Below are 25,170 nucleotides of genomic sequence, written 5' to 3' on the forward strand. Positions count from 1 at the left end.
GAAGCCAATGGATGAGACTCCTTGAGGAATAGCCAGCCGAAGATCCACTTGAATAGCGCTTTTTCTACTCAAGTTAGCTGAGGTGATGCCTCAGGCTAGAGCGTCACTATTTTACGACGTAAGGAGTGAAAATAGATGACGCTTTTGTGCCGGTGGGTGAAAGCGAGTCCATTGGCTGACAGAACGATTTAATATTCGTGTTTGGAACTCGTATAAGCAATTATGAAATTCATTCAGATAAGAAGTTATTTATTCTATAATCATTTCTACTACCTAAAAAACAAAACATAGACAATATTTACTATCCCCACAGTTATCGTAATTCCTCCAATAACTATGACGGTTAGAAACACTCTTCGTTGCTCTTTTTTCATATCGATTCTCTCCATTCTTTTCTTTTATATTGTTATTACATTTCTATATAACATAAAAATAACTTCAATTAAAAAGGCTATTGAAACACCATTAATTGTTTGCACGTTACTTAAATAAAACAGGGATTTTGTAAATCTTAAGTAGCATTCTTTAAGGAAAACATATGTCAATATGTTTAACCGTATTCATCTATTGTGTATAGGTTTTTTATTAAAAATGTATGTGATCAGATAGCGAATGCGTTATATTTTAGAAGTTATATTACAATTTATGTATTATGCTTCAAGGCTACCACTTATTCCAATTATTTTCAATAACAAAAATATATAAATCCACATTTATTCCTTTTTTTACATTTTTCACATGTATCAATTTAGCAAGCTTTTTTCTGTTTAATGATGCAATGTGTTGCACTTAATACTAAATACCCTTGTATAAAGTTTATATTCCTCAGACGAAAGGATTGCCACTTCTCTTGTTCAGATTCTATCCTGCGATACGTCAAGTCAACAGCACTTAGGTTTCACAGCAGTTGACACTCATGCCAGACACAAAAAATAAGCAAGAAGATACATAGATCTCCTTGCTCTATTGCTAACTACAGCATGATAATAAAACGTGCACCACCCATTGGAGAATGCTCAACTGTAATGGTACCATTGGAGCGTTGAACAATTGCCCTGGAAATCGCAAGGCCTAAACCGGTCTCTCCACCTTTTCCTTTTATAAAACGTTCAAACAGGTGCGGCATTAATGCATCTTCAATCCCAGTACCATCATCATCAATAATAATTGAAATCCGTCCCGACTGTTGGGTTACTTCAATATAGACCTGTGACTTCGCATGTCGGATCGCATTGGTTACAATATTCATCATCGCTTGTAGCATTTTTTCCTCGTCAACATGAATGGTCATGTCATCAATCACTTTATGATAGAGGGCGATTTGTTGATCGGTAGCCAACGGTAAGGCCCTATCTACTGTAGCTTGAACCAATTCACTTGTATAAAGCGTGGTTTCTTGATAAACATTTTCATCACTATCGAGCTTGGCTAATAAAATCATCTCATTAATTATTTTTTTCAAGCGTGCAATTTCAGCGACCATCACTTCAAGACCACGTTCTGATTCTTTTCCTTGAAAGACCCCATCTTTAATCCCTTCTGCATATCCTTGGATGGTCATTAATGGTGTTTTCAATTCGTGACTTGCATTTTGGAAGAATTGTTGTTGTGATTTCATATAGCGTTGTAGTTCCGTGGCCATATCAATCACACTTTCTTCTACTTCTTTAATTTCACCCGTTGCTTTAATTCTTTCAATATCATCAAAATGACGCTTTTCTATTTTCTTTAATTGATATCTCAATTGTGTGAGTGGTGTAACCAACCGATGTGTCAGATAATGCGTAAGCAAGATGATGATCAGAATACCAACAAGAAAAACAATCATTAACCGATTAAAAAATGTTTGCTGAATTTCTTGTATATCATCCAAGGGAGTAATTAAAACAAGATCCCGTTCTAGCAAGTCTGGATACATCGGTAAAATGGAAACAACATAGTTTGTATCACCGTCAATCCATAGGGGTTGATCTCCTCTTGTTAAGTCATAGTGTGCAACCCATTGTTCTATGACGCCAATATCAAGTGAAGTGGAATAAAGCATGACTTGATCCATTGAGCGATCATAGACAAATAAATGGAGTTCTTCATCACTCAGCCAATTAGCAAAGTTACGTGGAGATACTTCACTAAAAAGAAATTGCGTTAATATTTCTCCTTTTTCCTGCAACTGATCTTGTTCATTTTGAATTAATACATTTAACAACAACGAATGAATAGTTACAGCAACGATAGCCATGGTAATGACCAGTAATGTAGTAAAAGCTAGCGTTAATTGTGTTTGTAATCTCATTGCTCATCCTCGTTTTCACAACTCAATCGGTAACCATAACCCCAAACGGTTTCAATAGGCAAACCATCAATTTTTTTACGCAAACGTTTGACAAGATCATCAACCGCACGATCACTACCAAAATAGTCGTCACCCCAAATCAATGATAGCAGTTCTTCACGTGAAAAAGCGCGATTTTGACTTTGAATAAGGTTGGATAAAAGCTCGTATTCCTTTGCTGTCACCTCTATCTCCTTACCGTACCAGAACACACGTCTATCTGTTGCTCGAACAACAAGCTCTCCAGCCTTATACTCTGTTGTTGCTAAGTTATCCGACTTCTCTTGCACAGCTGAAGTCCTCTTAAATAAACGTTTGACACGGGCGACAAGCTCTCGTGGACTAAATGGTTTCGTTAAGTAATCATCGCTACCTAATTCAAGACCTAATATTTTATCGACTTCTTCATCTTTAGCTGAAATAATCACAATTGGCACTTCACTTTGCTGGCGAATTTTCTTACAAAGTTCATAGCCATCCATACCTGGTAGCATAATATCAAGAATCCACATGTCGGGTTGTTGCTCGCGAGTCATTTCCCAAGCATCCTCTGCATTATCTACCATTGATACCTTGTAACCATCTTTTTTTAAGTAAGCCGAAACAATGTCTCTTATGTTCGGGTCATCTTCAACAATAAATATATGATAGGGCATCTCTCCAGCCTCCTTTATCTAGCTTTATTTTCCCACACTTATACCCAATCTGACCAGTTAAAAATCTTCCATACTTTTTTCACAATTATACCGAATTATTGCCAAATGTGATCGTTATACTATAAAGTGTAGCAGAAATTCAGACAATTTTTTATCAAAAGGAAGGAGTGGAAAGTATGAGTGAATTCCATGATCAACATCAACCAAATGATGAAGAGCAGCAGTCAATATCTAACGATCAACCATCACAGGTGATCGATCATCAGATCCATTCAAATGCAGAAGTTAATCAAGAGGATAAAAAAACAACGCCGAATGCTTGGATGATTTGGCTTAGCGGGCTTACAGGTGGACTAACCGTTGCGATCATCGGTTTTCTCTTATTATTTACTGGGCTTATTCCATTAAATATAACTGAGCAAAGTGAAGATATTGTTAGCCAAGAAACCACTTCGCAAAATGTCATTCAAACGTCGACAGCAGATGATGGCGTTTCATCAGAGGTATTAAGTAATGTAGCGGGGGCAGTCGTTGGCATTGCCAATGTTCAATCGCTTGACTTGTGGTCGGATAATGCAGAGTCAGGTTCAGGCTCAGGTGTTGTCTATAAAATCGAAGATGATCGTGCCTATATCGTGACGAATCATCATGTTATCGATGGAGCAAATGAAATAGAAGTTATTTTATCAGACGATGAACATGTGAATGCAGAGTTACATGGTTCAGATGAACTCACAGACTTAGCTGTTCTATCCATTGATGCCGAGCATGTAGATACAGTCGCCACTTTTGGTAGCTCTTCTGACTTAGTCGTTGGAGAATCAGCAATTGCTATTGGAAATCCATTAGGGACTGATTTTGCCGGAACAGTGACAAAAGGAATTATTAGTGGCTTAGATCGTTCACTTGATGTTGATTTGAATAATGACGGTACCGCTGATTGGAACGTTGATGTTATTCAAACGGATGCAGCGATTAACCCTGGGAACAGTGGTGGAGCACTCGTTAATCGTGCTGGTGAAGTGATCGGCATCAACTCAATGAAGATAGCATTAAGCACGGTAGAAGGTATTGGATTCGCGATTCCAATAGATGAAGCCCAACCCGTAATTGAACAACTTGAAACAAATGGCTCGATAACGCGTCCATTTATGGGTATTAGCGCCATTGACTTCTCGAGTGTACCCCAACAGCATATTCAACAAACATTGAATTTGGATCCTAATGAAATTGAAAGCGGGATTGTCATTGCCGAAGTTCACCCTGGATCTGCAGCGGATCAAGCCGGACTCAATGTTTATGATGTTGTCACTACCATAAACGGGGAACCTATCGACGATATGATGGATCTAAGACAGTATTTGTATTCGGAAACAGAAGTTGGCGACACGATAACGATTACTTACTATCGTGACGGTGTAGCTGAAGAAACAACAGTTACTTTACAAGGCGAATAAAACAACCAATCAGTGGGCATTTTTGCTCTTTCCCCACTGATTGAAACAACATATTAACGCCCGTTATTTATCGCCTAAACAGAAGGGATCTGCTCTTTATTTTGAGGCAGGCATTTTATAACGGGTATCTGTGATAAACGATTCATTCATAAAAGATTCCCCATTATCTTTTATGAATTTAACATAAATCCGCTCATCTTATCAATGGTGAGCGGACTTAACTTTTAATCAATTGCCTCACATTTACTCAACATGGAGAGTTAGTTGAGATTTTTCGATTTTTCAAATAACATATCAACATGCATAATGTCATCTTCTAAATAATGATCAGAAATCGGCTTAAAACCAAACGATTGATAAAATTTAAGCAAATAGACTTGCGCATGAATTTTAATTTGATTTTCTTTCCAATCTTCAGTAATGGTCCTTATTGCTTGATCGACTAGCTTACGACCATAGCCTTGTGCTCGATAAGTTGGATTAACCATAATTCGACCAATCGAAGCATAGCTGTCAAGAACACCTTTAGGAATTAAGCGTGCATAAGCAACCACTTCATCCCCTTCTTTTGCAAATAGGTGGACACATGTTTGATCAATCCCATCTACTTCTGGATAAGCACAGTTTTGTTCAACAACAAAAACAGCCACTCGACTTTGCAAAATGTGATAAAGTTCATCTAAAGCTAATTGCTCAAATGTTTTAGCTTCCCAATACATTTAAATCCGCCTCCAATAACATATCAACATGCCAAATATCATAATCTAGATACGGTTCTGATATAACACGGAAGCCAAAGGAACGATATAACTTTTCTAAATAGGCTTCAGCTTGAATTTTAATCACCGGTTCCCCCATGTTAATTAATAAATGCCTCAAGCCTTTTTCTAACATCATCTTACCATAACCGTAGCCTCTTTCTGTTGCTTTTACAATCACACGACCAAAAGAAGCCTCAGGATAAAAATGTCCACTTGGGATTAAGCGCATATAAGCGACAATTTCATTACCCTTCTTTAAAAATAAATGATTGGACATTTGATCGTAATTATCAAAGTCTTGGTAGTGGCAGTTTTGTTCAACGATAAAAGTATCTGTACGCAATTTGGCTATTTCATACCACTCCCTATTGTCTAATTCATTAAAGCTTTTAAGCCTCCAGTTTAACAAGACATCACCCCTTAAATTCTCTCTATTAGTAAACGAGCACAATAAAATATATGCTTGTCCACTTATTTGCGATTAAATGAACTAACAATCAGTGGGGTTTTCGTTTTTCTCCTACTGATTGTTAGTTGAATAAATCAGGACATTAGCTCCCGCCTAAATAGATGACTATGCTCTATTTTGAGGCGGACCGTTTTACGGACGGTTAACTGTGATAAAACGAACCTTCAATCAGTGAGAGTGTTCTCCTCGCACTGATTGGTAGCTGAGTGAATCAGGACATTAGCGACCGTTAACGCCACTCGCTTAATTGACCAACTCTGTCTTTTTTGAGACAGGCGTTTTACGGACGGTTAACTGTGATAAAATGATCATAACAAATTTGAAAGGATTGTGGTATGGAAATGACTAGAATTGGTTTGATTGGAACAGGTGTAATGGGAAAGGGTATCGGTTTAAATCTTATCCGCGCAGGTCATGAACTCCACCTTTATACACGAACAAAGGAGAAAGCTAAAACGTTAATAGAGCAAGGTGCCACTTGGCATGATCGAATCCCAACCGTTGCGGAAAATTGTCAAGTGATCCTAACCATTGTTGGCTATCCAAGTGATGTAGAAGACATTTATTTCGGTTCGACAGGCATTATTGCAAATGCAAAACCAGGCAGTCTTCTAATTGATATGACCACTTCAAAACCTGCACTTGCAGAAAAAATTGCTATAGAAGCGCAACATCAGCAATTAATCGCTTTGGATGCACCCGTATCAGGCGGGGATATCGGTGCACAAAACGGAACGCTTTCTATTATGGTCGGCGGTGATCAAACTGGTTTTATACATGCGCGACCTTTATTTGAGATCATCGGTGAGAATATTATCCATCAAGGACCCGCTGGAGCTGGACAGCATACGAAGATGTGTAATCAAATAACCATCGCTTCTAATATGATTGGCGTTTCAGAAGCAATGGCTTATGCGAGAAAAGCGGGACTAAATCCGGATCAAGTATTAAAGAGCATTACCTCAGGTGCAGCAGGAAGTTGGTCGCTCTCTCATTTAGCACCAAGAATGATTAATGAAGATTTCAGCCCAGGATTTTATGTCAAACACTTTATTAAGGATATGTGTATCGCCCTCGAGACCGCAGAAGAAATGGAGCTTTCTACTCCTGGATTACAACTTGCCTATCAACTTTATCAACAATTGGCGGAAGCGGGCGAGCAAGACAGTGGAACACAAGCCTTAATCAAACTTTTCAACTAAGGTTCGTCCATGTTTGTCATTTGTTAATCAATCGCTTATATAAAAAGCCTATCACGAATGCAGATGTTCCAAAGGCATTCATGATAGGCTTTTTAAGTTATGTCAAACATTATTGTTTTCGAAGACTGTTTTGATACTGAGCAACTACCCATGCCAAATCATCATTACCATACACCTGTAAAACTTCGATTAAAAGTGGTGTATCAATCTCATCTGCTTGCTCCGAAGCTACCGTATGATCGATACTTTCAACCAACTTGTCTAATCCCTTTTGATGCGGATATGCCTGTTGATAAACGACGTATGGATCTAATTGATGATTAATGCACCATTGCGCAAACAAGAGAATCATCTGATCTTCCCCCGCTTGGTATTGCTCGATAATATATTGCTCACGTTCTTTTTCATTCATAGTGAATCACCTCATCTGTCAAAAATATAACGTCTACAACAGTGAATTGCAAATTTCATCAACTATTGAGACTTTTTAACTTAAACAACTAAAAGGTTGAAAAAGTAATTTGAATTACTTATAATTAGAGATTGCAAGAGACTCATGATTACCCCTACATCCGTATCTTGCAAATACGATAAATAGGTGGTTAGAAAAATGGAAAATTATCAAGTATTATTATACTACAACTATGTCAATATTGATGACCCTGAGAGATACGCTGAAGAGCATAAAACATTTTGTGACTCCCTAGGACTTAAAGGGCGCATCCTTGTTGCTAAAGAAGGGATCAACGGAACGGTCTCCGGAACGATTAATGCCACACAGGCCTATATGGATGCTATGCATGCTGACCCTCGCTTTAGTGAGATGCCCTTTAAAATTGACACAGCCGATGGACACGCTTTTAAAAAGATGAAAGTTAAGCCTCGACCGGAACTTGTCACGCTACGGTTAGGAGAAGAGGATATTAACCCTCGTGAAGTGACTGGCAATTATCTAGAACCCAAAGCATTTTACCAAGCGATGAAAGATGACAATACGATTGTGATCGATGCGCGTAATGATTACGAATATGATCTCGGACATTTTCGTGGTGCAATACGTCCAGAAATTCGTACTTTTCGTGAATTACCACAATGGATTAAAGAGCATAAAGAAAAATTTAAGGACAAACGTATCTTAACTTATTGTACCGGCGGTATTCGTTGTGAGAAATTCTCTGGTTGGTTGCTTGAACAAGGCTTTGAAAATGTCAATCAACTTCATGGAGGTATTGCAACTTATGCTAAAGATACGGAAACCAAAGGACAGCTTTGGGATGGTAAGATGTATGTTTTCGATGAACGCATTAGCGTTCCGATTAATCAGGTTGAACACGTCATTGTTGGTAAAGATTACTTTGATGGTACACCTTGCGAACGCTATATCAATTGCGGGAATCCTGAATGCAACAAGCAAATTATTTGTTCAGAAGAAAACGAGCATAAATATTTAGGTGGTTGTACTCATGCATGTCGTACACACCCACGCAATCGATATATTGACCAAAATCAGTTAACAAACGATGAAGTTGAAGCTCGCTTAAGTGCGATCGCTAAAGAAGAACAACATAACGCCATTTAAAAGTTAAGACGAGGAGATTTCCTAAGAGAATATACAAAAAACAGTGGGTAAGGTTATCAGCAGATGATCTTACCCACTATTTATGGTAGCGTGAAGTGAAGGAAAACGCGAGGCCTCTTTTCTGATATTAACCAATAGTTTTGATTCATTCCTTTTAACGATACCATAATAAACTTTCACTTTAATCAATGGGCCATTTCATTCATCTCCCACTGATGGGTCGTTGAGGGAATCAAAACATTAGCGTCCTAGCTCCGGCTTAAAATAGATGAACTCTGCTCTCTATTTTTTGACATTGTTATTAGAGCTTGCTATCTTTGAATTAAGGAGGTGCTTCGCATGACCGTTTATGATTTTACCATTACAACAATAGATGGCGCAGAAAAATCACTCGCTGATTATCGTGGCAGTGTACTATTAATCGTTAATACGGCTACAAAGTGCGGTTTAAAAAATCAATTTAATGGCTTACAACAACTCTATGATGATTTCAAAGATCAAGGATTTATTGTGTTGGGTTTTCCATGCAATCAATTTTTACATCAAGAGCCTGGAAGCAACCAACACATTCAACAAACTTGTCAATTGAACTTCGGTGTTAATTTTCCGATATTTAGTAAGATTAAGGTGAATGGAAAAGATGCACACCCCCTTTATCAATATTTAACCAATCAAACATCAGGGGTGTTAGGTGGGGCAATCAAATGGAACTTTACTAAATTCCTTATTAATCGCAACGGTGACGTTGTTAAACGATTTGCTCCTACCACAGAACCGGAAGAGATGGTTGAAGATATACAAGTTTTGTTTTAAAGCTCTCATGACTAAAGACATAAGATTCTTGGGAAGAGAGTCTACTTGATTGATCATGGTATAAACTACAAACAGCGGTTTCTTTGTATCTTTTAAAATTTTAGGAGGAATTTTTATCAACAATTTATTAAACCAGTTGCATGTACCTTTACGATTTGAACAAGCTGATAATGCTTTTTGGCAAAATCCTTATATTTCTAAACAATTATTAGAAGCTCATTTAAGTTCTAATACTGAAGGCGCTAGTAGGAGTTTTGCGTTTATTGATAAATCCATTGATTTCATTCAACAAATTGCTCCCCCAAAAGCTTATCAAAAGGTATTAGATTTAGGTTGTGGTCCGGGCCTTTATAGTGAGCGATTAGCCAAAATTGGTTATAAGGTAACAGGAATTGATTTCTCTGAAAACTCGATTCATTATGCTAAAGAACAAGCAAAAAAACTAGATTTTGATATTGAATATCGCTATGAGAATTATTTGCAATTAAATATTTCAAACATCTATGACTTAGCCCTATTAATATATTGTGATTATGGTGCTCTTGCGCCTGAAGATCGAAGTAAATTACTTTTAAATATTTGGAACAGTTTAAAGAACGGTGGACAGTTGTTATTAGATGTTTTCTCTCAGAAAAAATTTGATCAGTTCAAGGAGGAACAATATTGGAGTTTTAATGAAAATGGTGGTTTTTGGTCAAAGCATTCTTATGTAGCGATCGGTAGAAATCTTAAATATTCTGATAGAGTAACATTAGAGCAAACAACAGTGGTAACCGATGATAAAATAGAAACCTACAACATTTGGCATCAATTCTTCACAAGGGAATTATTAATCGAAGAGGTAACTGCTGTAGGGTTTACTATAAAAGAAATTTACGATGATGTTTCTGGAAAAAACTATACCGAAGGCAATCAAACGATTGCTTTATTGATAGAAAAAAACGAATAAATTGAACCATTGATTAGGAGGCTAGCCATTAATAGACTAGTCGTCCTCTCACATCGTCACAGCATGATGCATAGCTTTACTTTTCTACATGTCACCATCTAGGGAATTCTAGTTCAATTTAGTCATTCATTTGCTGTTCATGTTTAGTCCTTCGCCTTTAATTCCTCTTGAAAGTGGTCTTTACTACGACGCTATGCGTACCAATATCAGCGTTTCACTAACTAGAAAAAAGCATTGAGTCTGAGACAAAACAAAAATATGTTTTGTTCCAGACCCTGGCATCCTTACTTTATTCTAATTACTCTTTGCAACAAACGTTTCTTTCATTATTTGATCGTTTTCGTTTTGCGTCCATTTCTCTTTCATTTCTTCTAGCCATCAATATTCACCCCATGCTTATTTTGCATAAAAGTATCGATCTCACCTCGTCTAAAGTAAAATTCAGTTAGATATTCTCTTGTTTTAAACCATCTATGATATTTTCCTTCTTAATTTTACCACTAGAATATAGCATGGCAGCACTGACAATAATAAAGATCATTACGATTACAAACAGAATGCCCATCCATGGTAGCATAAAGCTGTATTCAAAGGTTTCTTGCATGGACCAGTAAATCAAGAACATCACACCAACACTGATTGGTAATCCATAAATTAGGGCCTTTATTCCATAAAAAATACTTTCATAATTAATCATTTTGTTAAAGCCTTTTGGCGTCATACCAACAGACCTTAGCATCGCAAATTCACGTTTACGCAATGAAATACTCGTCGAAATCGTATTAAAAATATTCGCAATCGAGATTAACGAAATCAAGGTGATGAAACCATAGATGAAGACGGATAACAATAAAATCAACTGTTGGTCCTCTTGCCTCCTTTGGTAAACATTGTAGACATGCATAGATGACTCTTTCACATCATCTATTGCCTCTTGCGTTACCATTGGGTCTGAACTGTTCATGTATAGGTAGTGATTCCCATCTGATTTTAAGTCTTCTGTGATTAAATCGTCAATCATGTTATTGGAAACAATTGCAATTAGAGTGCCCGGACTCGCTAAATTAATCCCCATTGGAACGTGATCCGTTAATGTACCAATCTCTATTTCGCTTACATCCTGCTCTTCCTCTATTTCATGATTATCGGGATGTAGACTAAGCCGTTCTCCAGGCTCAGTATAAATAGATTTTTCTTCAATGATCTTGCCTGATCCATTGTAATGTATGCTCTTATCAATCACAATTGCTGTAGCATTCTCCTGAGCATTGGGATCAAAGTTAATCTCTTTTGCATAGGCTTGAAAACTCTCATCATCCAACGCGACTAAATTTATACTGTAATTATATTTGCCGTCTTGCAATGCCTCTTCATCGCTCTCAACAGATTCTTTCAAACTCTGCGCAATGTCTGATTGATCAATCGATGTTGAAAAGTAATATTCTTCAATCGAACTAGATTCCGTCACATGACTTAGATTAGCAAACACGTCTACGTCTAATTCCGAGATTTCATCACTACTGAATATTTGAATGTCATAATTATAATTAGCTTGCGTTAATTCCAATCCTTTCTCTAAACTAGAGGTGAAAAAGGTAACGGTCAAAAACAAAACAATGCTGATTATTAAGGAGAAAACAGTGGCTTGATATCTCCGTTTATTTCTTTTTAAGTTTTTCAAACCTATTTCCGCTTCAAGTCCAAATATCTTTCGAACAAGTTTCGACGTTTTTACTGTTTTCTTAGACAGTTTGACATCTTGTGTTTGCCTGATGGCATCGATCGCAGAAATCTTAGCTGCTTTTCGCGCTGGGAGATAGGTAGAAATAAAAATGGTAACGATTGAAACACTACAGGCGACTAAAATGGAAACTGGTGTTACCACCACTTCAAGCCTCTGGGTCGTATATAATGCGTCACCAATCAAGGTGTTAATAAAATGGAAAGTAATCGCCATCCCAACAAGACCAGCTACAATTCCAACAGGAATACTCATTGCGCCAATAACTGCCCCTTCAAAAAAGACCGAGTTTCGCTTCTGTTTTTTCGTCGCGCCTACACTCGAAAGCATTCCTAAATGTCGCGAACGTTCCGAAACACTAATAGCAAACGCATTATATATAAGCGAAACAGCACCAACAATAATCACAGCCATAATAATGCCCACTAACGAGTACATAGTTGCTTGTAAACCATCATTACCAGTCACACCATAATATCGGAGTAATTCACTGTTATATCTGATATTTTCGTGTTCAATATTATGTTGGTCAGCAAAATTTTCGGCATGTTGATAAAGCGATCGATTGATCTTATTAAGTACAACCGATGCATTGACCGTATCTGTTGGCGTCAATAGTTCCTCATCAAGATAGCTAATGACTGTATAACCGGGTGACCAATAAGGTTCCCATTCTGGTCGAGCAATCGTACCCACAATCTCGTATGTTTCTGTCTCTGTATTATCCAACTGCTCACTTATCTCATTGTCTTCATTCCGTCTAAGTGAATCATCTTGTAACAATTCACGATCCTCTAGGTCATAAGAGCGTTTACCCACATCGATGGTTAATTGATCACCAATTTGATAAGTTACGTTAGCATTATCTGCAATAGTATCCGAGATAACAATCTCTTTTTCAGCTCTGGGTAGACGACCACTCGTTAATGCAATTGGAAATCGCTCCAAGCCTTCTGAACTATATTCCTTAATAAACAGATAAGGCTTTTCGGTATTTTCTGAGTTTTCTAGCACCGCATAGCCACGATCATTGGAAATGATTAGATCTTTTGTTACATCATCCTGTTCAATTAGACTTAATTGTTCGGAATTGATATTCTGGTATTCAACGTGCCATTCTCCACCCCTTGCGATGGTTTCCCTTTTCATCAAATCCACAAATGAAACACCAATGGTTGCCACTGCGGTCAGCATCGCTACAGAAATAATTACACCGATAATGGTAACGAGCGTTCTTCGTTTGTTCTCCTTTAAATGTCTGATTGTCAGTTTATTGATGACATTCATGACCGAATCACCTCATCTTTAGCGATCCTGCCATCCTCAATGGAAATCACCCGATCAGCTTGGGCAGCTATGCGCTCATCATGACTAATCACAATCAGCGTTTGATTGTACGTTTTATTAAATAGCTTTAATAACTCCATAATTTCACTGCTGTTCTTACTATCTAAGTTACCAGTCGGCTCATCAGCTAACATCAGTGCTGGATTACTAATTAATGCTCTTCCAATCGACACCCGCTGTTGTTGTCCGCCAGAGAGTTGATTCGGCAAATGGGATAAGCGATTCTCTAACCCCAAACGCGCGACAATCGAATCCAGTTGTTTTTTTTCAACTTTATGTTGATCTAATAACATGGGTAGCGTAATATTTTCTTCAACAGATAAAATAGGGATAAGATTGTAAAATTGATAGATTAACCCGATTTGACGTCGTCTGAAAATTGCTAATTTCGTCTCATTCAACTGATAAATATCCGTATGATCAACAAAGACACTACCACTTGTTGGTCGATCAACACCACCTAACAAGTGTAATAAGGTTGATTTTCCAGATCCAGACGGACCAATGATTACAATAAATTCACCCTTCTCAACTGAAAACGAAACATTATCCAGTGCTTTAACTGCCATGTCCCCTTTACCATAAACTTTAGATAGATTTTTTATTTCTAAAATACTCATTAAGTTACCTCCATAAATTATTATTACCGCTAGTATATCTATCTAAAGTGACGATAAGGTGACTGAACAAGTGACATTTTAGTCACTTATAAAAAAAGCGCTCTCAAATGCAGTAGCAGACAAATACGCCAACGCGGATTGCTGGTATAAATTCAACGACTTGATTCGTTTGATCATCTCATGCAATGACCACTTTGCTGCTGTTTTTCAACAGTTTTAAGTGTGTTTATGAATTAGGATGATTAGGAAAATAATTGATCAAAAGTAAAGTAACAAAGCATGACTTCCATACATTTCTTAGAATAAAGTGCATATCTCTATATGACTTGCTTATAAAATTTAATTTGAAATTGCGCGCCTTGCCCTGGTTGACTGATCACTTCGATCGCCCCACCTTGACTTTTAATAATACTGTACGCCATGGCTAAACCAATACCCACACTGTCCTCATTTGCATTTTTCCCTTTATAAAACCGTTTGAAAATATAAGGGATATCTTCTTTTGGAATACCAGGACCATCATCTTCAATTGTTATCTCCGTGGATAATGCGTTTTCCGAAAAGTTGATTTTGATCGTCCCCTTATTCTTACTGTGTTCGACACAATTTTTTAAGATATTGAGGATTGCTTCCGCTGTCCAATTCAAGTCTCCTAAAAAAGATACTGTCTCATCATTTCCGACCACGAGCTTTAGTTGTTTTATATCAATTGAAATCAAAACTGGTCCGACAGCTTTTCGAATTAAATCAAGTACCTTTACCTGCTCTTTTTTAAAGAGCACCGTCCCGGCATCTATCTTTGAAAGCTTTAATAATGAGGACACTAACCACTCCATTCTTTCTAATTGCACACTAATATTACGGGTGAATTCAATTCGTTTTTCTTCATTCAACTTTGAATCCCTCAACAAATCAGCCATTACCATCATTGATGTCAGCGGTGTTTTTAGTTGGTGTGAAATATCAGAAATAGCATGGATTAGCTTGATTTTATCCTCGCGCAAAAGTGATCCCTGCTCAGAAAGTATCGTCGTCACTTTATAAATTTCATTCTTTAAAATACTAAGTTCGCCCTCTGCATTATCACGCATATCAAGACTATGATCGCCATTCGTTATTCGCCTCAAATAATCGGATAGTCTTTCAATTTCTCGATACCGCCAGCTGGTAAATAACAGACTGCAACTCATTAACAAAAGAGCAGTTATTAAAACAAACACGGTTGCTTCAAAAGATAAAAAGACTCGAGCTAGTCCTGTGGCAATTAGACTAACTAGACTAAAAATGATGAGGTAGTATCTGATTTCTCGATTGCGTAACAAATTAATCACCAACCTTATAGCCCATGCCACGAACCGTTCTAACCAATGTTGGATTTTGTGGATCCTCTTCTAACTTCTCTCGTAATCTTTTAACGTATACCGTCAACGTGTTATCATTAACAAAGTCCCCAGTCACATCCCAAATCCGCTCCAGTAGTTGACTTCTCGTTAACACTTGTCCAATATGATTAGCAAAGATCAGCAATAATCGATATTCTAGGGCTGTCACGAAGACTTCCTCATCATTTTTATAAACTTTGCCGGCCAACGTATTAATCCGAATATGATCAATCACAATGATATTCGTTTCACTCTGTGTGTTCGTTTGGGTATGGTAACGACGTAACACCGACTTAATCCGCGAAAGCAACTCCCGAACTCGAAATGGCTTCGAAATATAATCATCCGCTCCCATATCCAGACCCATCACCACATTCACTTCATCATCAAATGCCGTCAAAAAGATCACCGGCTTCTCACTTTGCTTCTTCACCAACGCACACAAATCATAACCACTACCATCTGGCAACGACAAATCAAATAAACAGAGATCAATCTCGGCTAACTGTTGCTCAATTACTTTTTTCGCTGACGCCATATCATGACAAAGCACTGTCTGGTATTCCTCCTGTTGCAATGAGTACTCCAAACCCGAAGCAATCGTTTTTTCGTCCTCCACTAATAAGATCTTCACACTATCACCTCTGATTAATTTCTTAATTGGCATTTTCAAAAGGCTTTGAGTCTTACCAATCAACACCATAGAACATTATCTTTATTATTTCATGGAAAGAAAGTAACGATTTCACCCCATCTTAAAAAATGTCCGTCTTAAGCTATCATCTCGAATAACTTCGAGTTTGATTAGCCACGATACTTTATTGCCAATCCCTTCAAGAAGTTCCTTGCGTATCGATCACCACATTCTTTATAATTTCGATGCCCTTCTTTTCGCAGAACTGCACTCAGTTCACTGTTCGATAGATAAACGCCTGATTCTGCTAAAAGAGCAAGGATCTCTTCACTTGTTAGTGAAAGTGCGATTTTAACTTTTTTAAGCATAACATTATTGACATTTCCCTGATTCAAATCATGTTTTTGAGGTTCTTTCTGTCTTGAATCCTGTTTTCCTCCCTCAATAAATTAATATATTCTTAGAATTTCAACGCTTTACTTCTTATTTCTCTTGATTACTTGAAGCTCACGCCAGGTGCACTTACTATTGTTTCTAAATTATAATAAATATGGAATTTAGATGACATACGTCGGACAAGGTAACGGACTTTTTTCCATTAAATGGTTAATAACGTATGATCGCACAATGGATCTCCACTTTCACATGGCGGTGGACCCTCCCACGTCTCTCGGCGTCAATGCGCGTAAATTCCTTCGTTCGACCTGACCATGGTGGAGGCCGGAAATGCTCCTTTAGTGGGTCGTTGCCCTGATGGATGTAATAACGACCGGCTTCTCCGTGCTTCAATTGTCAAAAGTTTGATTGTAAAACGATGGTACTGTTTTTTGTTATGCTGCTTCCGGTGTGTCTGAAATCATTGGGATATCCCGAATCATTTGTTCTTCACTGAATGTGCAGTTTCGTGTACCTATTAAGAAAAAGATCTTAATTAATTTCCTGCTTAATGCGATAAAAGATTGCTTTCCTGACAATGGATTGGTCGTTCGATAGCGATAATAATGGTGTAGTTGTTTAAAACCATCATTGTGTAATGATAAGGGTCTGGCCACTTGATACAATAAGTTTCGCAGTCTTTTACGTCCTCGTTTGGTGATAGTTGTCTGACCCTTGAAGTAACCTGATTGGTTCAACTTTAAATTTAATCCCGCTAATTTAATGATTTGGCGTGGATCTTGATAATTCGATAAATCACCAACTTCTGCGAAAAAACCAGCAACAGTAATGGCGCTGACACCTTTGATCGCCATCATCTCTTCAGAACCAGGGATGTGAAGAACGAGTTCTTTTAGTTGTGCTTCGAGAGCGATTAGTCGTTCTTCCAACGCCTGATACTGATCAAGAAGATAACGAATCTCTTGGCGTCCCATTTGTAATCCTACTTGAAGGCCCACGCTATTTTCTGCTACTTCTTTTAAGGCCTGAATACGTTTGATTCCCACTGCCCGTGTTGCAGCCTGTTTGACTTCCATCAGTAAGGTTTCTTCAGATGCCGCTCGAATATCTTCTGGCAAATAACCCTTATCTAGTAAATGGAAGGCAGCTTTTCCTGTCCAATCTTTAAAGACCGTCAGAAACTCTGGGAAATAGCGATCTAATGCATTATGCATTTGCGCTTTAATCGACGCTATATCCTCTTGAATCATGTCATAGAGCTTCATACCTTCTCGCAATTCCGCATAAACATCCTCTGGTAACGTTGGTTCGTGGTAACGACCGTCACGCATGACCTGTGCGATGACTTTCGCATCTTTTGTGTCATTCTTCGTTGGAGAATCGTCGTCCATTTCCTTGAACCGCTTTACCTTCATCGGATTGACAACCACCACGGAAATGTCTCGCGCCTTCAAATAATAGGCTAGATTAAGCCAATAGTGGCCAGTAGGTTCCATACCAATTAGTAAATTAGGTCGGTCATGTTGCTCGGACAGGTTTTTGGCCCATTCTATCAACGCTAAGAACCCTTGATAAGAATTGGTGAATACCAGTCGTTTCACCAGATCTCGACCACGATCATCTATTGCCCGTGCTACATGTTTGTGTTTGGCTACATCAACCCCAATGATCAAGCTTTGCTCGTTGACTTGTGCTATTCGTTTATTTTGTGTAAAATCCATATTAGAAGTCCTCCTTCGGTACTTAATTCGAGGTCATGCATGACACTCTCTATCGTACCAGGGGGACTTTTTTTATGCATTTGTCAGATTCGGCGATTATCCTTCAAATTTTCTTATTACAGGAATGCTCTTTTAAATGCAATAAAACCATTTAAAAATGCATTCAACATATTGTTGTCGCAATGCTTGAGATATTCACTTTCCGAAAATTGATCCGAATCCTTATGGTCACTTTGTTGTTTCGTCAACATTTTTTGTATGTCTTCTTTTCTTATTTCATAATCACCCAATCTAAAAATCTCAACCATTTCCATATCCTTTAGATCTATCGCATACCTTAGTCTCATTAATATATCGTTATTATTCATTGTTGTCCTCCAATATTACTGCAATTAATTATTATTATAATGCTTTCACCTTGGTCATCCATTAATTTTCCAAAATAGCTTTTTCTGTTATCCCATCACTTCAAACAATCCAAGCGACGCTTTTCATTTAGATAGGGCATCCAGGTGCATGCGGCAACATCCCATCTTATTACCTCAAGTTCATCGCATCTAATCGTTATTCGGCTTCGCTTTAAATCATATGTTAGGTTGCAAGTCGTTTGCTAATTCTGTTATACATAACCCAAAAAACTTTAATCCTATAACAACTTCTTTCTATTACTATCCAACTAAGTATTTTAGCATAGGCATGTCGATGATTTAGAAGCAAGTCATCCATCACATCGGAGCCGATTCATCTCCGGCGAATATGTTCAGCAATTTAATAAAAGACGAGGTCGGGACAAAAGAGTAACTAAATAAAAAAAATCCGAACATTAATGTCTCAATGTATATAGCGCTTCGGCAAAACACTTCGCTTTCACTCTCCCTAGCACAAGGGAGACATCTTGGTAAACGCAGTGTCTCCCTAGCCGTGGGCACGGCTTCGGGCCTACAGGATGTAGGTCAGTTAGACGTTGTCCCAGGACGGGACGGGGTTAGTCTAACATTCCTTCACTGTGTGAAGAAGGACACTTCACACGATGGATCGTCAGCTCGAGCTGTTCTCACAGGATAAGGAAAGCGTCCTCGATCGTACATCGCACGAAGAAAATCGTTCGATATTTTCGAGGAGTCTACGTGTTTTACCTACGCTTAGTTGAGAATGGTCGGATATTAAATTTCACTATTTAGTTATGTCACAGACTGGTCTTTATTTTAATCTTTATTTATACGACAGCTTCAATTTAATGTTTTAATTAAATTGGCCATTTCAATGGCTGAAACTGCTGCTTCTGCCCCTTTGTTGCCTGCTTTCGTCCCCGCTCGTTCAACCGCCTGTTCAATCGTTTCTGTTGTTAACACACCGAAAATAACGGGTAAGCCAGAAGACATAGCCACTTGTGAAACCCCTTTTGCCACCTCATTACACACATAATCAAAATGTGGGGTAGCCCCCCTAATCACGGTTCCTAATGTGATCACCGCATCATATCCACCTGATTCGGCCATTTTTTTAGCGATCAACGGTATTTCAAATGCTCCAGGTACCCAAGCTACGCTAATATTTTGCTCTTGAACCCCGTGACGTCGAAGGGTATCTTCCGCCCCACTTAATAGTTTACTTGTAATAAATTCATTAAATCGTCCGACTACAATACCAACTTTTAAATCTGTACCGACCAAATTCCCTTCAATATGTTGTTTCATGTTAAATTCCCCCTAATCTTTAAATAAATGACCTAGTTTTGATTTTTTCGTAAACAAATAGTGTTTATTATCTTGATTTGCTTTAATCTGTATCGGTCGACGTTCAATGACTTCTATGCCATAATCAGTCATACTACTCATTTTACGTGGATTATTCGTTAATAGAATAATCTTTTCCGCACCCAGATTTCTAATGATTTGGGCACTGACTGCATAATCTCGTAAATCATCGGCAAAACCGAGTTGGTGGTTTGCTTCAACGGTATCATAGCCTTCCTCTTGAAGTTTATAAGCCTTTAATTTATTAATTAATCCAATCCCTCTGCCTTCTTGACGCATATAAACAAGAATACCTTTTCCGGCGTCCTCAATCTCTAATAAAGCTTTTTCCAATTGAGGGCCACAATCACAACGATATGAACCGAACACATCACCAGTCAAACATTCAGAGTGAATCCGTACCAGTGGGATATCATCTGGAGTGATCTCACCCTTTATTAAGGCTAAATGTTCTTTTCCTGTTGCTGTTTCCGTAAATGCAGCCATTTTAAATTGACCGTATTCAGTAGGCAGCTTTACTTCAACCTCTTTATTAACCAATTGATCGTATCGTTTGCGATACTGTATTAAATCTTGAATCGTAATAATTGGCATGTTCTCTTGTTTTGCCAAACGTTGTAATGATGGGAGTCGGGCCATCGTACCGTCTTCCTCCATAATTTCACATATCACACCTGCCGGAAAGGCACCTGCTAATCTCGCTAAATCAACCGCTGCTTCGGTATGACCTTGACGGGAAAGCACCCCCAATTCTTCTGCAATTAATGGAAAAACATGACCTGGTCGTTTGAAATCTGCACCTGTTGCTTTCACATTTATTAATGCTTGAATCGTCTCAGAACGTTCATAAGCGCTAATTCCAGTGTGTGTGCTTATATGATCAACACTAACCGTAAATGCCGTGCCATGTGCGTCGGTATTACTTGCAACCATTTGTGCTAAACCCAATTGATCTGCCGTTTGCTTAGTGATTGGCGTGCAAATCAACCCTTTTCCTTTTGTCGCCATATAATTAATCGCTTCAGGTGTCGCATGCTCTGCTAACATCAGAAAATCACCTTCATTTTCACGATCCTCATCATCTACTACAATAATGATCTCACCCTGTTTTAACGCGGTTAGCGCTTCGTCAATTGTATGCATTTATCATCCCTCCTTAACTAAAAAAACCATAGCGTTGTAACTTTTCTTCTGTTAAATGAACGGGGTTCTTCGGCTCTTCACGTTTGTTCAGTAAACGATCAATATATTTTGCCAACATATCAAATTCTAAATTAACATGATCACCCTGTTGCTTTTCACCTAAAATCGTTGCAGCTTGCGTTTCTGGAATTAACGAAATAATAAAACCGCTCTCGGTTAGATCAAAAACAGTTAACGACGTACCATCAACTGTAATGGAACCTTTTTCAACTAAGTAACGCATATCAACCGGGTCCACAGTAATTAACATATATTTTGCGTTTGACTCATACCAGATCCGTTCAATGATACCCACACGGTCAACATGCCCTGAAACAAAATGACCACCAAAACGCCCATTAGCTGCCATTGCACGTTCCAAGTTGACAATTGATCGAATCGTTAATCGACTTAACGCTGTATCACGGAAGGTTTCAGGCATGACATCCACTGTGAAACCTTTTTCATCAAATTTAATGACCGTTAAGCATACCCCATTAACTGAAATGCTATCGCCAATTTTCACATCTGCTAGCACTTCACTCGCATGGATCGTCAACGCCATACTTGCTCCCTGTTTAGTCATTGCTTGTATCGTCCCTTTTTCTTCAACAATCCCTGTAAACATTCTCTATTATGCCTCCTTTTTTAATCGGGCAATCATTTTAATATCTTGCCCAATTTGCGTAACCGATTCAAATTGTAGCGGAATCGCATCAGCCATTTGTTCAGGTGAGTAACCACCGACAACATTAACCGCATCTTGACCGCCAAGTAATTTGGGCGCGACATACCAATGACACACTTGAAATGCTTTCGCTTTAATAAAGCTTGCATGAACTGCACTTCCACCTTCGACATATAATGATTGAATACCGAGTGAGCCTAATACCTGTAACAAGTGACAAATTTCAATTGTCGCTTGTGCCATGTCAATCACTTTAACATGCGGATATTTAGCTTTGAATCCTTCTACATCTGCGTCGTGACCACAGACTACCCAAGTCGGTGCTTGTTCATTTAGAATATGTCGGTCTGCTGGAATTGATAAATCTGTTGATAAAATAATTCGAATGGGATTTTTTCCGTTCTGGGGCTGACGAACGGTCAGGTGAGGATTGTCGGCTTTTATCGTTTGACTACCGACAAGAATCGCATCATGTTTAGCACGTTCATTATGCACATCTTCTCGCGCTTGCTCTGATGTAATCCATTGACTATCTCCTGTGTTTGTTGCAATCTTACCATCTAATGTCACCGCCGCTTTCAAGGTGACAAATGGCCGCTTATTTTTTATATAATAAAAGAATCGTTCATTAATTTGACGCGCGCGTTGTTCATCGATTCCAAGCTCAACTTCAATACCTGCATCTTTAAGCATAGCGATGCCTTGACCAGCTACTTTAGGATTTGGATCGACAGTGGCAATATATACACGTTTAACCTTTTTCTCAATCAACAACTTCGCACAAGGTGGTGTTTGACCATAATGTGCGCACGGCTCTAATGTAACATATACATCAGCACCTTCTGCATGGTCACCGGCCTGCTGTAATGCTAGCACTTCTGCATGACCTTCACCTGCTTTCAAGTGACTCCCAATACCAACGATCCGACCTGCTTTGACCACCACCGCTCCAACTGATGGATTAGGACTTGTTTGTCCAATCGTGCTTTCTGCTAAGCTAATTGCTAACGCCATATAGTCGTGTTTATTCAATTGATAACCTCCTTTCTAACTAAATTAAAAAAGCCCCAGATGTATTGACAACTGGGGCTCGGTTTATTTTACACGATTACTAAATAAACATACGCAAAAAGCATACATTATTTAATTCTTTTTCTCATCCAGACTTTAACTGTCGGCTTTGGAATTTCACCAAATCCACCTTCTCAGCAGAAGCTGATCCGGGTCACGGACTTAAGGTATAGCGGCTACCTCTTACCGTCGGTCGGGAATTACACCCTGCCCCAAAAGAATTATCCTATTCAATTGAGAGTATTTTACCACATTAGTAGCCAAAATGCACATAAAAAATTCAATTAACTTCTCCGTTTGATTCTAAAAGCTTTAATTAAGAGCATGGTTGAAATAAATCGGATTGGTAAAGGCCAATAATTTTGACCGTTGATTTGTTCGATCATACAACTCTGCTCTTATCCATTTCAAATCAGTGGGCACACCAGTGAACGTCAGCTTTTGATCCTCTTCAGTTGCTGCCAATTCACACTTGTTCGACATTAACACCCATTGAATCGTTTGATCACCTTGCAACCATTGTTCTGAAGTCACACTGATTTCAACTGCTTCATCACTCGCTTTAATATGATCGCCAATGTTATATGTTACACCGCCTGCTACAGCTGTTAATAATAGTGGTGGTCCATAAGAAATGGTCATCGCACCCTTTTTTATTGCCGTGATAAAGGCCTGCCTAAAGCTAGCTTGATTAGCTATGCTTGTCTCATCAACATGTACATATGTAAAAGCTAGGTCCGGTTGTTCTTCCTCATTATGATGCCAATCCCTTCCCGATGTGGCCGGAATCTTATAGCCCTTATTTAATAATGATGTCCAAAAATGAAACGCCTTCTGATTATAGTAACGACTGCTTGGATCGCTTCCATTCCACACCTCAATAAAATCAATATTATCAATACGATTCATCCAAAACTCCCAGTGACAGCCTGTTCCTAATGGGTTTCCCACCCGAAATGGGTGAGCTATTCCAGCAATCGCGCCTTTTTGATGAATGTTCGCTAACCCCTGCTCGAGATCAGTTGGCCCCACAGAGCGCCAATCCGTGTAGGTGAGCTCTTGGTAGCCTAACGTGAGCATATGGCCGTAAAAGGTCGTCCACTCAAGCCCGTATAAAAACTGAATGTCTGCTGCGGCATTTATTGTACTTAATTCTTCAAGTGGGCTAACCGTATTGTGGTCTGTAATAGCGACAACATCTAATCCCAATTGCTCTGCGCATTCAGCAATTTCTTTTACAGATTGGCGACCATCACTATGATTGGTATGCACATGTAATTCTGAACGTAGCCATTTCTTCGCTTCATTAGCACGAAATAGAGGTTGCTGCTCCGCCTGGTTAAGAGGCAACTCATCAACCGTTAAACGATGATGCCAAGGGGCATACGTTAATGATCCTTGCACTTGACTGATTCTCATACCTTCAACCTTAAGTCTAAAGGTACACGATGGCGTCACAATCGCATGCGCACTCACGGTAATGCTCCACAATCCAGCAGGCAACAAACCTTTTAGCATGCCAGGCGAAACTTCTTCCTCACTCCACACAAGCTTTTGTGTAGCCAGATGACAGTGACGTGCTCCTCTAAACCCATTTGGATCATCAATAGAAAGGGTTAAAAGATTTTTTAGTGGTAAATATTTATCAACTTGACTGACCCTGTCTCCGCCATTCCAGCCATCATAGCGATCAAGGGCATGTGAAATGATGTGCTGCGCTTGAACATCATCATCCAAGTAGGCTGGTGAAAAGTCAAAGCTGATTACTAGTTTATCTATCTCGATCGGCATGAAAAACGTAAATGCTGAATGCGACTGGGTACTTTCTCGTGACAATGTTGCTGTCGTTTCAAATAGTGTCTGCATCAGCACATACTCCTGTTGCTTTTGTCCAAATGAGCTGTTCAGATTGCTCACTCGTTAAGCGGCTTCGAAAGCTATCATTTAGATGAATCATGATACCTGTCTTTTCATTATATGAAAGAACTTTGATGCCTTTTACCGTCACAGATGGAAGGTCTGGATTAATCAGTCGAACAGAGAACTGTTCCACGTCCGAAAAACGTTTCTGACCTGGCAGTTCGATCGCTACTGTAAAATGGTGATAAGGTCCTGTATAGACGGCCCAAAAATGTTCGTTGGATCGGAAGCAGATACGTAGGCATTTAGATTATTTGGCATGGTAACTTAATCTCGTTTCTTTCAAGGCTAATTATAGTAGTTCCTTATCCGGCGCGTTTTACGAACTGTTATCTGTGACAATATCTGTGTTATAATCACATTACGATAGAAAGCTTATAGGGTGGTAGTCATTCCTTCCCCGAGGGGAGGTGATGCCTATTATGACCATCTATGAAAGTTTAGTCATTATGATTAGTTTTGCTACACTGATTGTGATGATAACGAAACATGA

The 25,170-nt window shown here is 38.7% G+C and carries 22 protein-coding genes, 1 pseudogene and 1 riboswitch; of the genes and pseudogenes, 5 read left to right on the forward strand and 18 right to left on the reverse strand.

Going from position 1 to position 25,170, the window contains the following annotated elements; all coding sequences use genetic code 11:
• Positions 1-973 precede the first annotated feature (973 nt).
• Both B494_RS0116420 and B494_RS0116425 read right to left on the reverse strand, forming a co-directional pair.
• Positions 974-2,293: a sensor histidine kinase gene (locus B494_RS0116420; RefSeq protein ID WP_017473475.1), complete on the reverse strand. Its 1,320-nt coding sequence runs from the start codon at positions 2,291-2,293 to the stop codon at positions 974-976.
• Positions 2,290-2,988: a response regulator transcription factor gene (locus B494_RS0116425; RefSeq protein WP_017473476.1), complete on the reverse strand. Its 699-nt coding sequence runs from the start codon at positions 2,986-2,988 to the stop codon at positions 2,290-2,292. Before B494_RS0116425 ends, B494_RS0116420 begins: the two co-directional genes overlap by 4 nt.
• A 176-nt stretch (positions 2,989-3,164) precedes the next feature.
• Here B494_RS0116425 and B494_RS0116430 point away from each other — a divergent pair, with 176 nt between their 5' ends.
• Positions 3,165-4,445, forward strand: coding sequence for a S1C family serine protease (locus tag B494_RS0116430; protein WP_017473477.1), 1,281 nt, complete (start codon positions 3,165-3,167; stop codon positions 4,443-4,445).
• A 260-nt stretch (positions 4,446-4,705) separates the two neighbouring features.
• Here B494_RS0116430 and B494_RS0116435 read toward each other — a convergent pair whose 3' ends face one another.
• Together B494_RS0116435 and B494_RS0116440 are read right to left on the reverse strand one after the other, a co-directional pair.
• Positions 4,706-5,164 (reverse strand): GNAT family N-acetyltransferase, encoded by a 459-nt coding sequence (locus B494_RS0116435; protein ID WP_017473478.1) that lies wholly within the window; start codon positions 5,162-5,164, stop codon positions 4,706-4,708.
• Positions 5,148-5,615, reverse strand: a complete 468-nt coding sequence (locus B494_RS0116440) for a GNAT family N-acetyltransferase (protein WP_017473479.1) — start codon at positions 5,613-5,615, stop codon at positions 5,148-5,150. The genes B494_RS0116435 and B494_RS0116440 overlap by 17 nt, the downstream gene beginning before the upstream one ends.
• Before the next feature lie 395 nt (positions 5,616-6,010).
• Here B494_RS0116440 and B494_RS0116445 point away from each other — a divergent pair, with 395 nt between their 5' ends.
• Positions 6,011-6,877: an NAD(P)-dependent oxidoreductase gene (locus tag B494_RS0116445; RefSeq protein WP_017473480.1), complete on the forward strand. Its 867-nt coding sequence runs from the start codon at positions 6,011-6,013 to the stop codon at positions 6,875-6,877.
• Positions 6,878-6,986: 109 nt separating this feature from the next.
• Here B494_RS0116445 and B494_RS0116450 read toward each other — a convergent pair whose 3' ends face one another.
• Positions 6,987-7,289 carry a hypothetical protein gene (locus B494_RS0116450; RefSeq protein WP_017473481.1) on the reverse strand — a complete coding sequence of 101 codons (303 nt, stop codon included), beginning with the start codon at positions 7,287-7,289 and terminating at the stop codon, positions 6,987-6,989.
• 198 nt (positions 7,290-7,487) lie between these two features.
• Here B494_RS0116450 and trhO point away from each other — a divergent pair, with 198 nt between their 5' ends.
• The 3 genes from trhO (at position 7,488) to B494_RS0116465 (ending at position 10,218) form a co-directional block, all read left to right on the forward strand.
• Positions 7,488-8,456 carry an oxygen-dependent tRNA uridine(34) hydroxylase TrhO gene (gene trhO / locus B494_RS0116455; protein ID WP_017473482.1) on the forward strand — a complete coding sequence of 323 codons (969 nt, stop codon included), beginning with the start codon at positions 7,488-7,490 and terminating at the stop codon, positions 8,454-8,456.
• A gap of 339 nt (positions 8,457-8,795) precedes the next feature.
• Positions 8,796-9,269 (forward strand): glutathione peroxidase, encoded by a 474-nt coding sequence (locus B494_RS0116460; RefSeq protein WP_017473483.1) that lies wholly within the window; start codon positions 8,796-8,798, stop codon positions 9,267-9,269.
• A gap of 136 nt (positions 9,270-9,405) precedes the next feature.
• Complete coding sequence (locus tag B494_RS0116465) at positions 9,406-10,218, forward strand: class I SAM-dependent methyltransferase (protein WP_017473484.1); 813 nt, start codon at positions 9,406-9,408, stop codon at positions 10,216-10,218.
• A 445-nt stretch (positions 10,219-10,663) separates the two neighbouring features.
• Here the strand turns inward: B494_RS0116465 and B494_RS0116470 are convergent, their stop codons facing one another.
• From B494_RS0116470 to B494_RS0116530, 13 genes and pseudogenes are all read right to left on the reverse strand, one after another.
• Positions 10,664-13,246, reverse strand: coding sequence for an ABC transporter permease (locus tag B494_RS0116470; RefSeq protein WP_017473485.1), 2,583 nt, complete (start codon positions 13,244-13,246; stop codon positions 10,664-10,666).
• Positions 13,243-13,926 (reverse strand): ABC transporter ATP-binding protein, encoded by a 684-nt coding sequence (locus B494_RS0116475; protein WP_017473486.1) that lies wholly within the window; start codon positions 13,924-13,926, stop codon positions 13,243-13,245. The genes B494_RS0116470 and B494_RS0116475 overlap by 4 nt, the downstream gene beginning before the upstream one ends.
• A gap of 317 nt (positions 13,927-14,243) precedes the next feature.
• On the reverse strand, positions 14,244-15,248 hold the full coding sequence (locus B494_RS0116480; protein WP_026065291.1) for a sensor histidine kinase: 1,005 nt from the start codon (positions 15,246-15,248) through the stop codon (positions 14,244-14,246).
• 1 nt (position 15,249) lies between these two features.
• Positions 15,250-15,942, reverse strand: a complete 693-nt coding sequence (locus tag B494_RS0116485) for a response regulator transcription factor (RefSeq protein WP_026065292.1) — start codon at positions 15,940-15,942, stop codon at positions 15,250-15,252.
• 170 nt (positions 15,943-16,112) lie between these two features.
• Positions 16,113-16,379 (reverse strand): annotated as a pseudogene (locus tag B494_RS19705) (DUF1456 family protein); the annotation flags it as partial.
• 393 nt (positions 16,380-16,772) lie between these two features.
• Positions 16,773-18,059 carry an IS110 family RNA-guided transposase gene (locus tag B494_RS0116495; protein ID WP_017473129.1) on the reverse strand — a complete coding sequence of 429 codons (1,287 nt, stop codon included), beginning with the start codon at positions 18,057-18,059 and terminating at the stop codon, positions 16,773-16,775.
• A 116-nt stretch (positions 18,060-18,175) separates the two neighbouring features.
• On the reverse strand, positions 18,176-18,427 hold the full coding sequence (locus B494_RS19710; protein ID WP_017473490.1) for a DUF1456 family protein: 252 nt from the start codon (positions 18,425-18,427) through the stop codon (positions 18,176-18,178).
• An 861-nt stretch (positions 18,428-19,288) separates the two neighbouring features.
• Positions 19,289-19,756: a 6,7-dimethyl-8-ribityllumazine synthase gene (gene ribH, locus B494_RS0116505; RefSeq protein WP_017473491.1), complete on the reverse strand. Its 468-nt coding sequence runs from the start codon at positions 19,754-19,756 to the stop codon at positions 19,289-19,291.
• 12 nt (positions 19,757-19,768) lie between these two features.
• Positions 19,769-20,959, reverse strand: a complete 1,191-nt coding sequence (locus B494_RS0116510) for a bifunctional 3,4-dihydroxy-2-butanone-4-phosphate synthase/GTP cyclohydrolase II (protein WP_017473492.1) — start codon at positions 20,957-20,959, stop codon at positions 19,769-19,771.
• 13 nt (positions 20,960-20,972) lie between these two features.
• A complete protein-coding gene (gene ribE, locus B494_RS0116515) occupies positions 20,973-21,626 on the reverse strand; it encodes a riboflavin synthase (RefSeq protein WP_017473493.1) in 654 nt (217 codons plus the stop codon).
• A gap of 6 nt (positions 21,627-21,632) precedes the next feature.
• On the reverse strand, positions 21,633-22,718 hold the full coding sequence (gene ribD, locus B494_RS0116520) for a bifunctional diaminohydroxyphosphoribosylaminopyrimidine deaminase/5-amino-6-(5-phosphoribosylamino)uracil reductase RibD (RefSeq protein WP_017473494.1): 1,086 nt from the start codon (positions 22,716-22,718) through the stop codon (positions 21,633-21,635).
• A 112-nt stretch (positions 22,719-22,830) separates the two neighbouring features.
• Positions 22,831-22,981: riboswitch (FMN riboswitch) on the reverse strand.
• 88 nt (positions 22,982-23,069) lie between these two features.
• Positions 23,070-24,623, reverse strand: coding sequence for a CehA/McbA family metallohydrolase (locus tag B494_RS20290; RefSeq protein ID WP_017473495.1), 1,554 nt, complete (start codon positions 24,621-24,623; stop codon positions 23,070-23,072).
• The gene (locus tag B494_RS0116530) at positions 24,607-24,810 is read right to left on the reverse strand and encodes a hypothetical protein (protein ID WP_017473496.1); all 204 of its coding nucleotides are present in this window, start codon (positions 24,808-24,810) and stop codon (positions 24,607-24,609) included. Before B494_RS0116530 ends, B494_RS20290 begins: the two co-directional genes overlap by 17 nt.
• Positions 24,811-25,170 lie beyond the last annotated feature (360 nt).

It is taken from the genome of Amphibacillus jilinensis Y1, from assembly GCF_000306965.1.
In the GTDB taxonomy this organism is placed as follows: Bacteria; Bacillota; Bacilli; order Bacillales; family Amphibacillaceae; genus Amphibacillus_C; species Amphibacillus_C jilinensis.

Coding starts and splice junctions, on each gene's coding strand:
- B494_RS0116420 (WP_017473475.1), bottom strand. CDS start 2,293: ATGAGATTACAAACACAATTAACGCTAGCTTTTACTACATTACTGGTC.
- B494_RS0116475 (WP_017473486.1), bottom strand. CDS start 13,926: ATGAGTATTTTAGAAATAAAAAATCTATCTAAAGTTTATGGTAAAGGG.
- B494_RS0116450 (WP_017473481.1), bottom strand. CDS start 7,289: ATGAATGAAAAAGAACGTGAGCAATATATTATCGAGCAATACCAAGCG.
- B494_RS19710 (WP_017473490.1), bottom strand. CDS start 18,427: ATGAATAATAACGATATATTAATGAGACTAAGGTATGCGATAGATCTA.
- B494_RS20290 (WP_017473495.1), bottom strand. CDS start 24,623: ATGCAGACACTATTTGAAACGACAGCAACATTGTCACGAGAAAGTACC.
- ribH (WP_017473491.1), bottom strand. CDS start 19,756: ATGAAACAACATATTGAAGGGAATTTGGTCGGTACAGATTTAAAAGTT.
- B494_RS0116460 (WP_017473483.1), top strand. CDS start 8,796: ATGACCGTTTATGATTTTACCATTACAACAATAGATGGCGCAGAAAAA.
- B494_RS0116445 (WP_017473480.1), top strand. CDS start 6,011: ATGGAAATGACTAGAATTGGTTTGATTGGAACAGGTGTAATGGGAAAG.
- B494_RS0116510 (WP_017473492.1), bottom strand. CDS start 20,959: ATGCATACAATTGACGAAGCGCTAACCGCGTTAAAACAGGGTGAGATC.
- B494_RS0116435 (WP_017473478.1), bottom strand. CDS start 5,164: ATGTATTGGGAAGCTAAAACATTTGAGCAATTAGCTTTAGATGAACTT.
- B494_RS0116495 (WP_017473129.1), bottom strand. CDS start 18,059: ATGGATTTTACACAAAATAAACGAATAGCACAAGTCAACGAGCAAAGC.
- ribE (WP_017473493.1), bottom strand. CDS start 21,626: ATGTTTACAGGGATTGTTGAAGAAAAAGGGACGATACAAGCAATGACT.
- trhO (WP_017473482.1), top strand. CDS start 7,488: ATGGAAAATTATCAAGTATTATTATACTACAACTATGTCAATATTGAT.
- B494_RS0116425 (WP_017473476.1), bottom strand. CDS start 2,988: ATGCCCTATCATATATTTATTGTTGAAGATGACCCGAACATAAGAGAC.
- B494_RS0116430 (WP_017473477.1), top strand. CDS start 3,165: ATGAGTGAATTCCATGATCAACATCAACCAAATGATGAAGAGCAGCAG.
- B494_RS0116470 (WP_017473485.1), bottom strand. CDS start 13,246: ATGAATGTCATCAATAAACTGACAATCAGACATTTAAAGGAGAACAAA.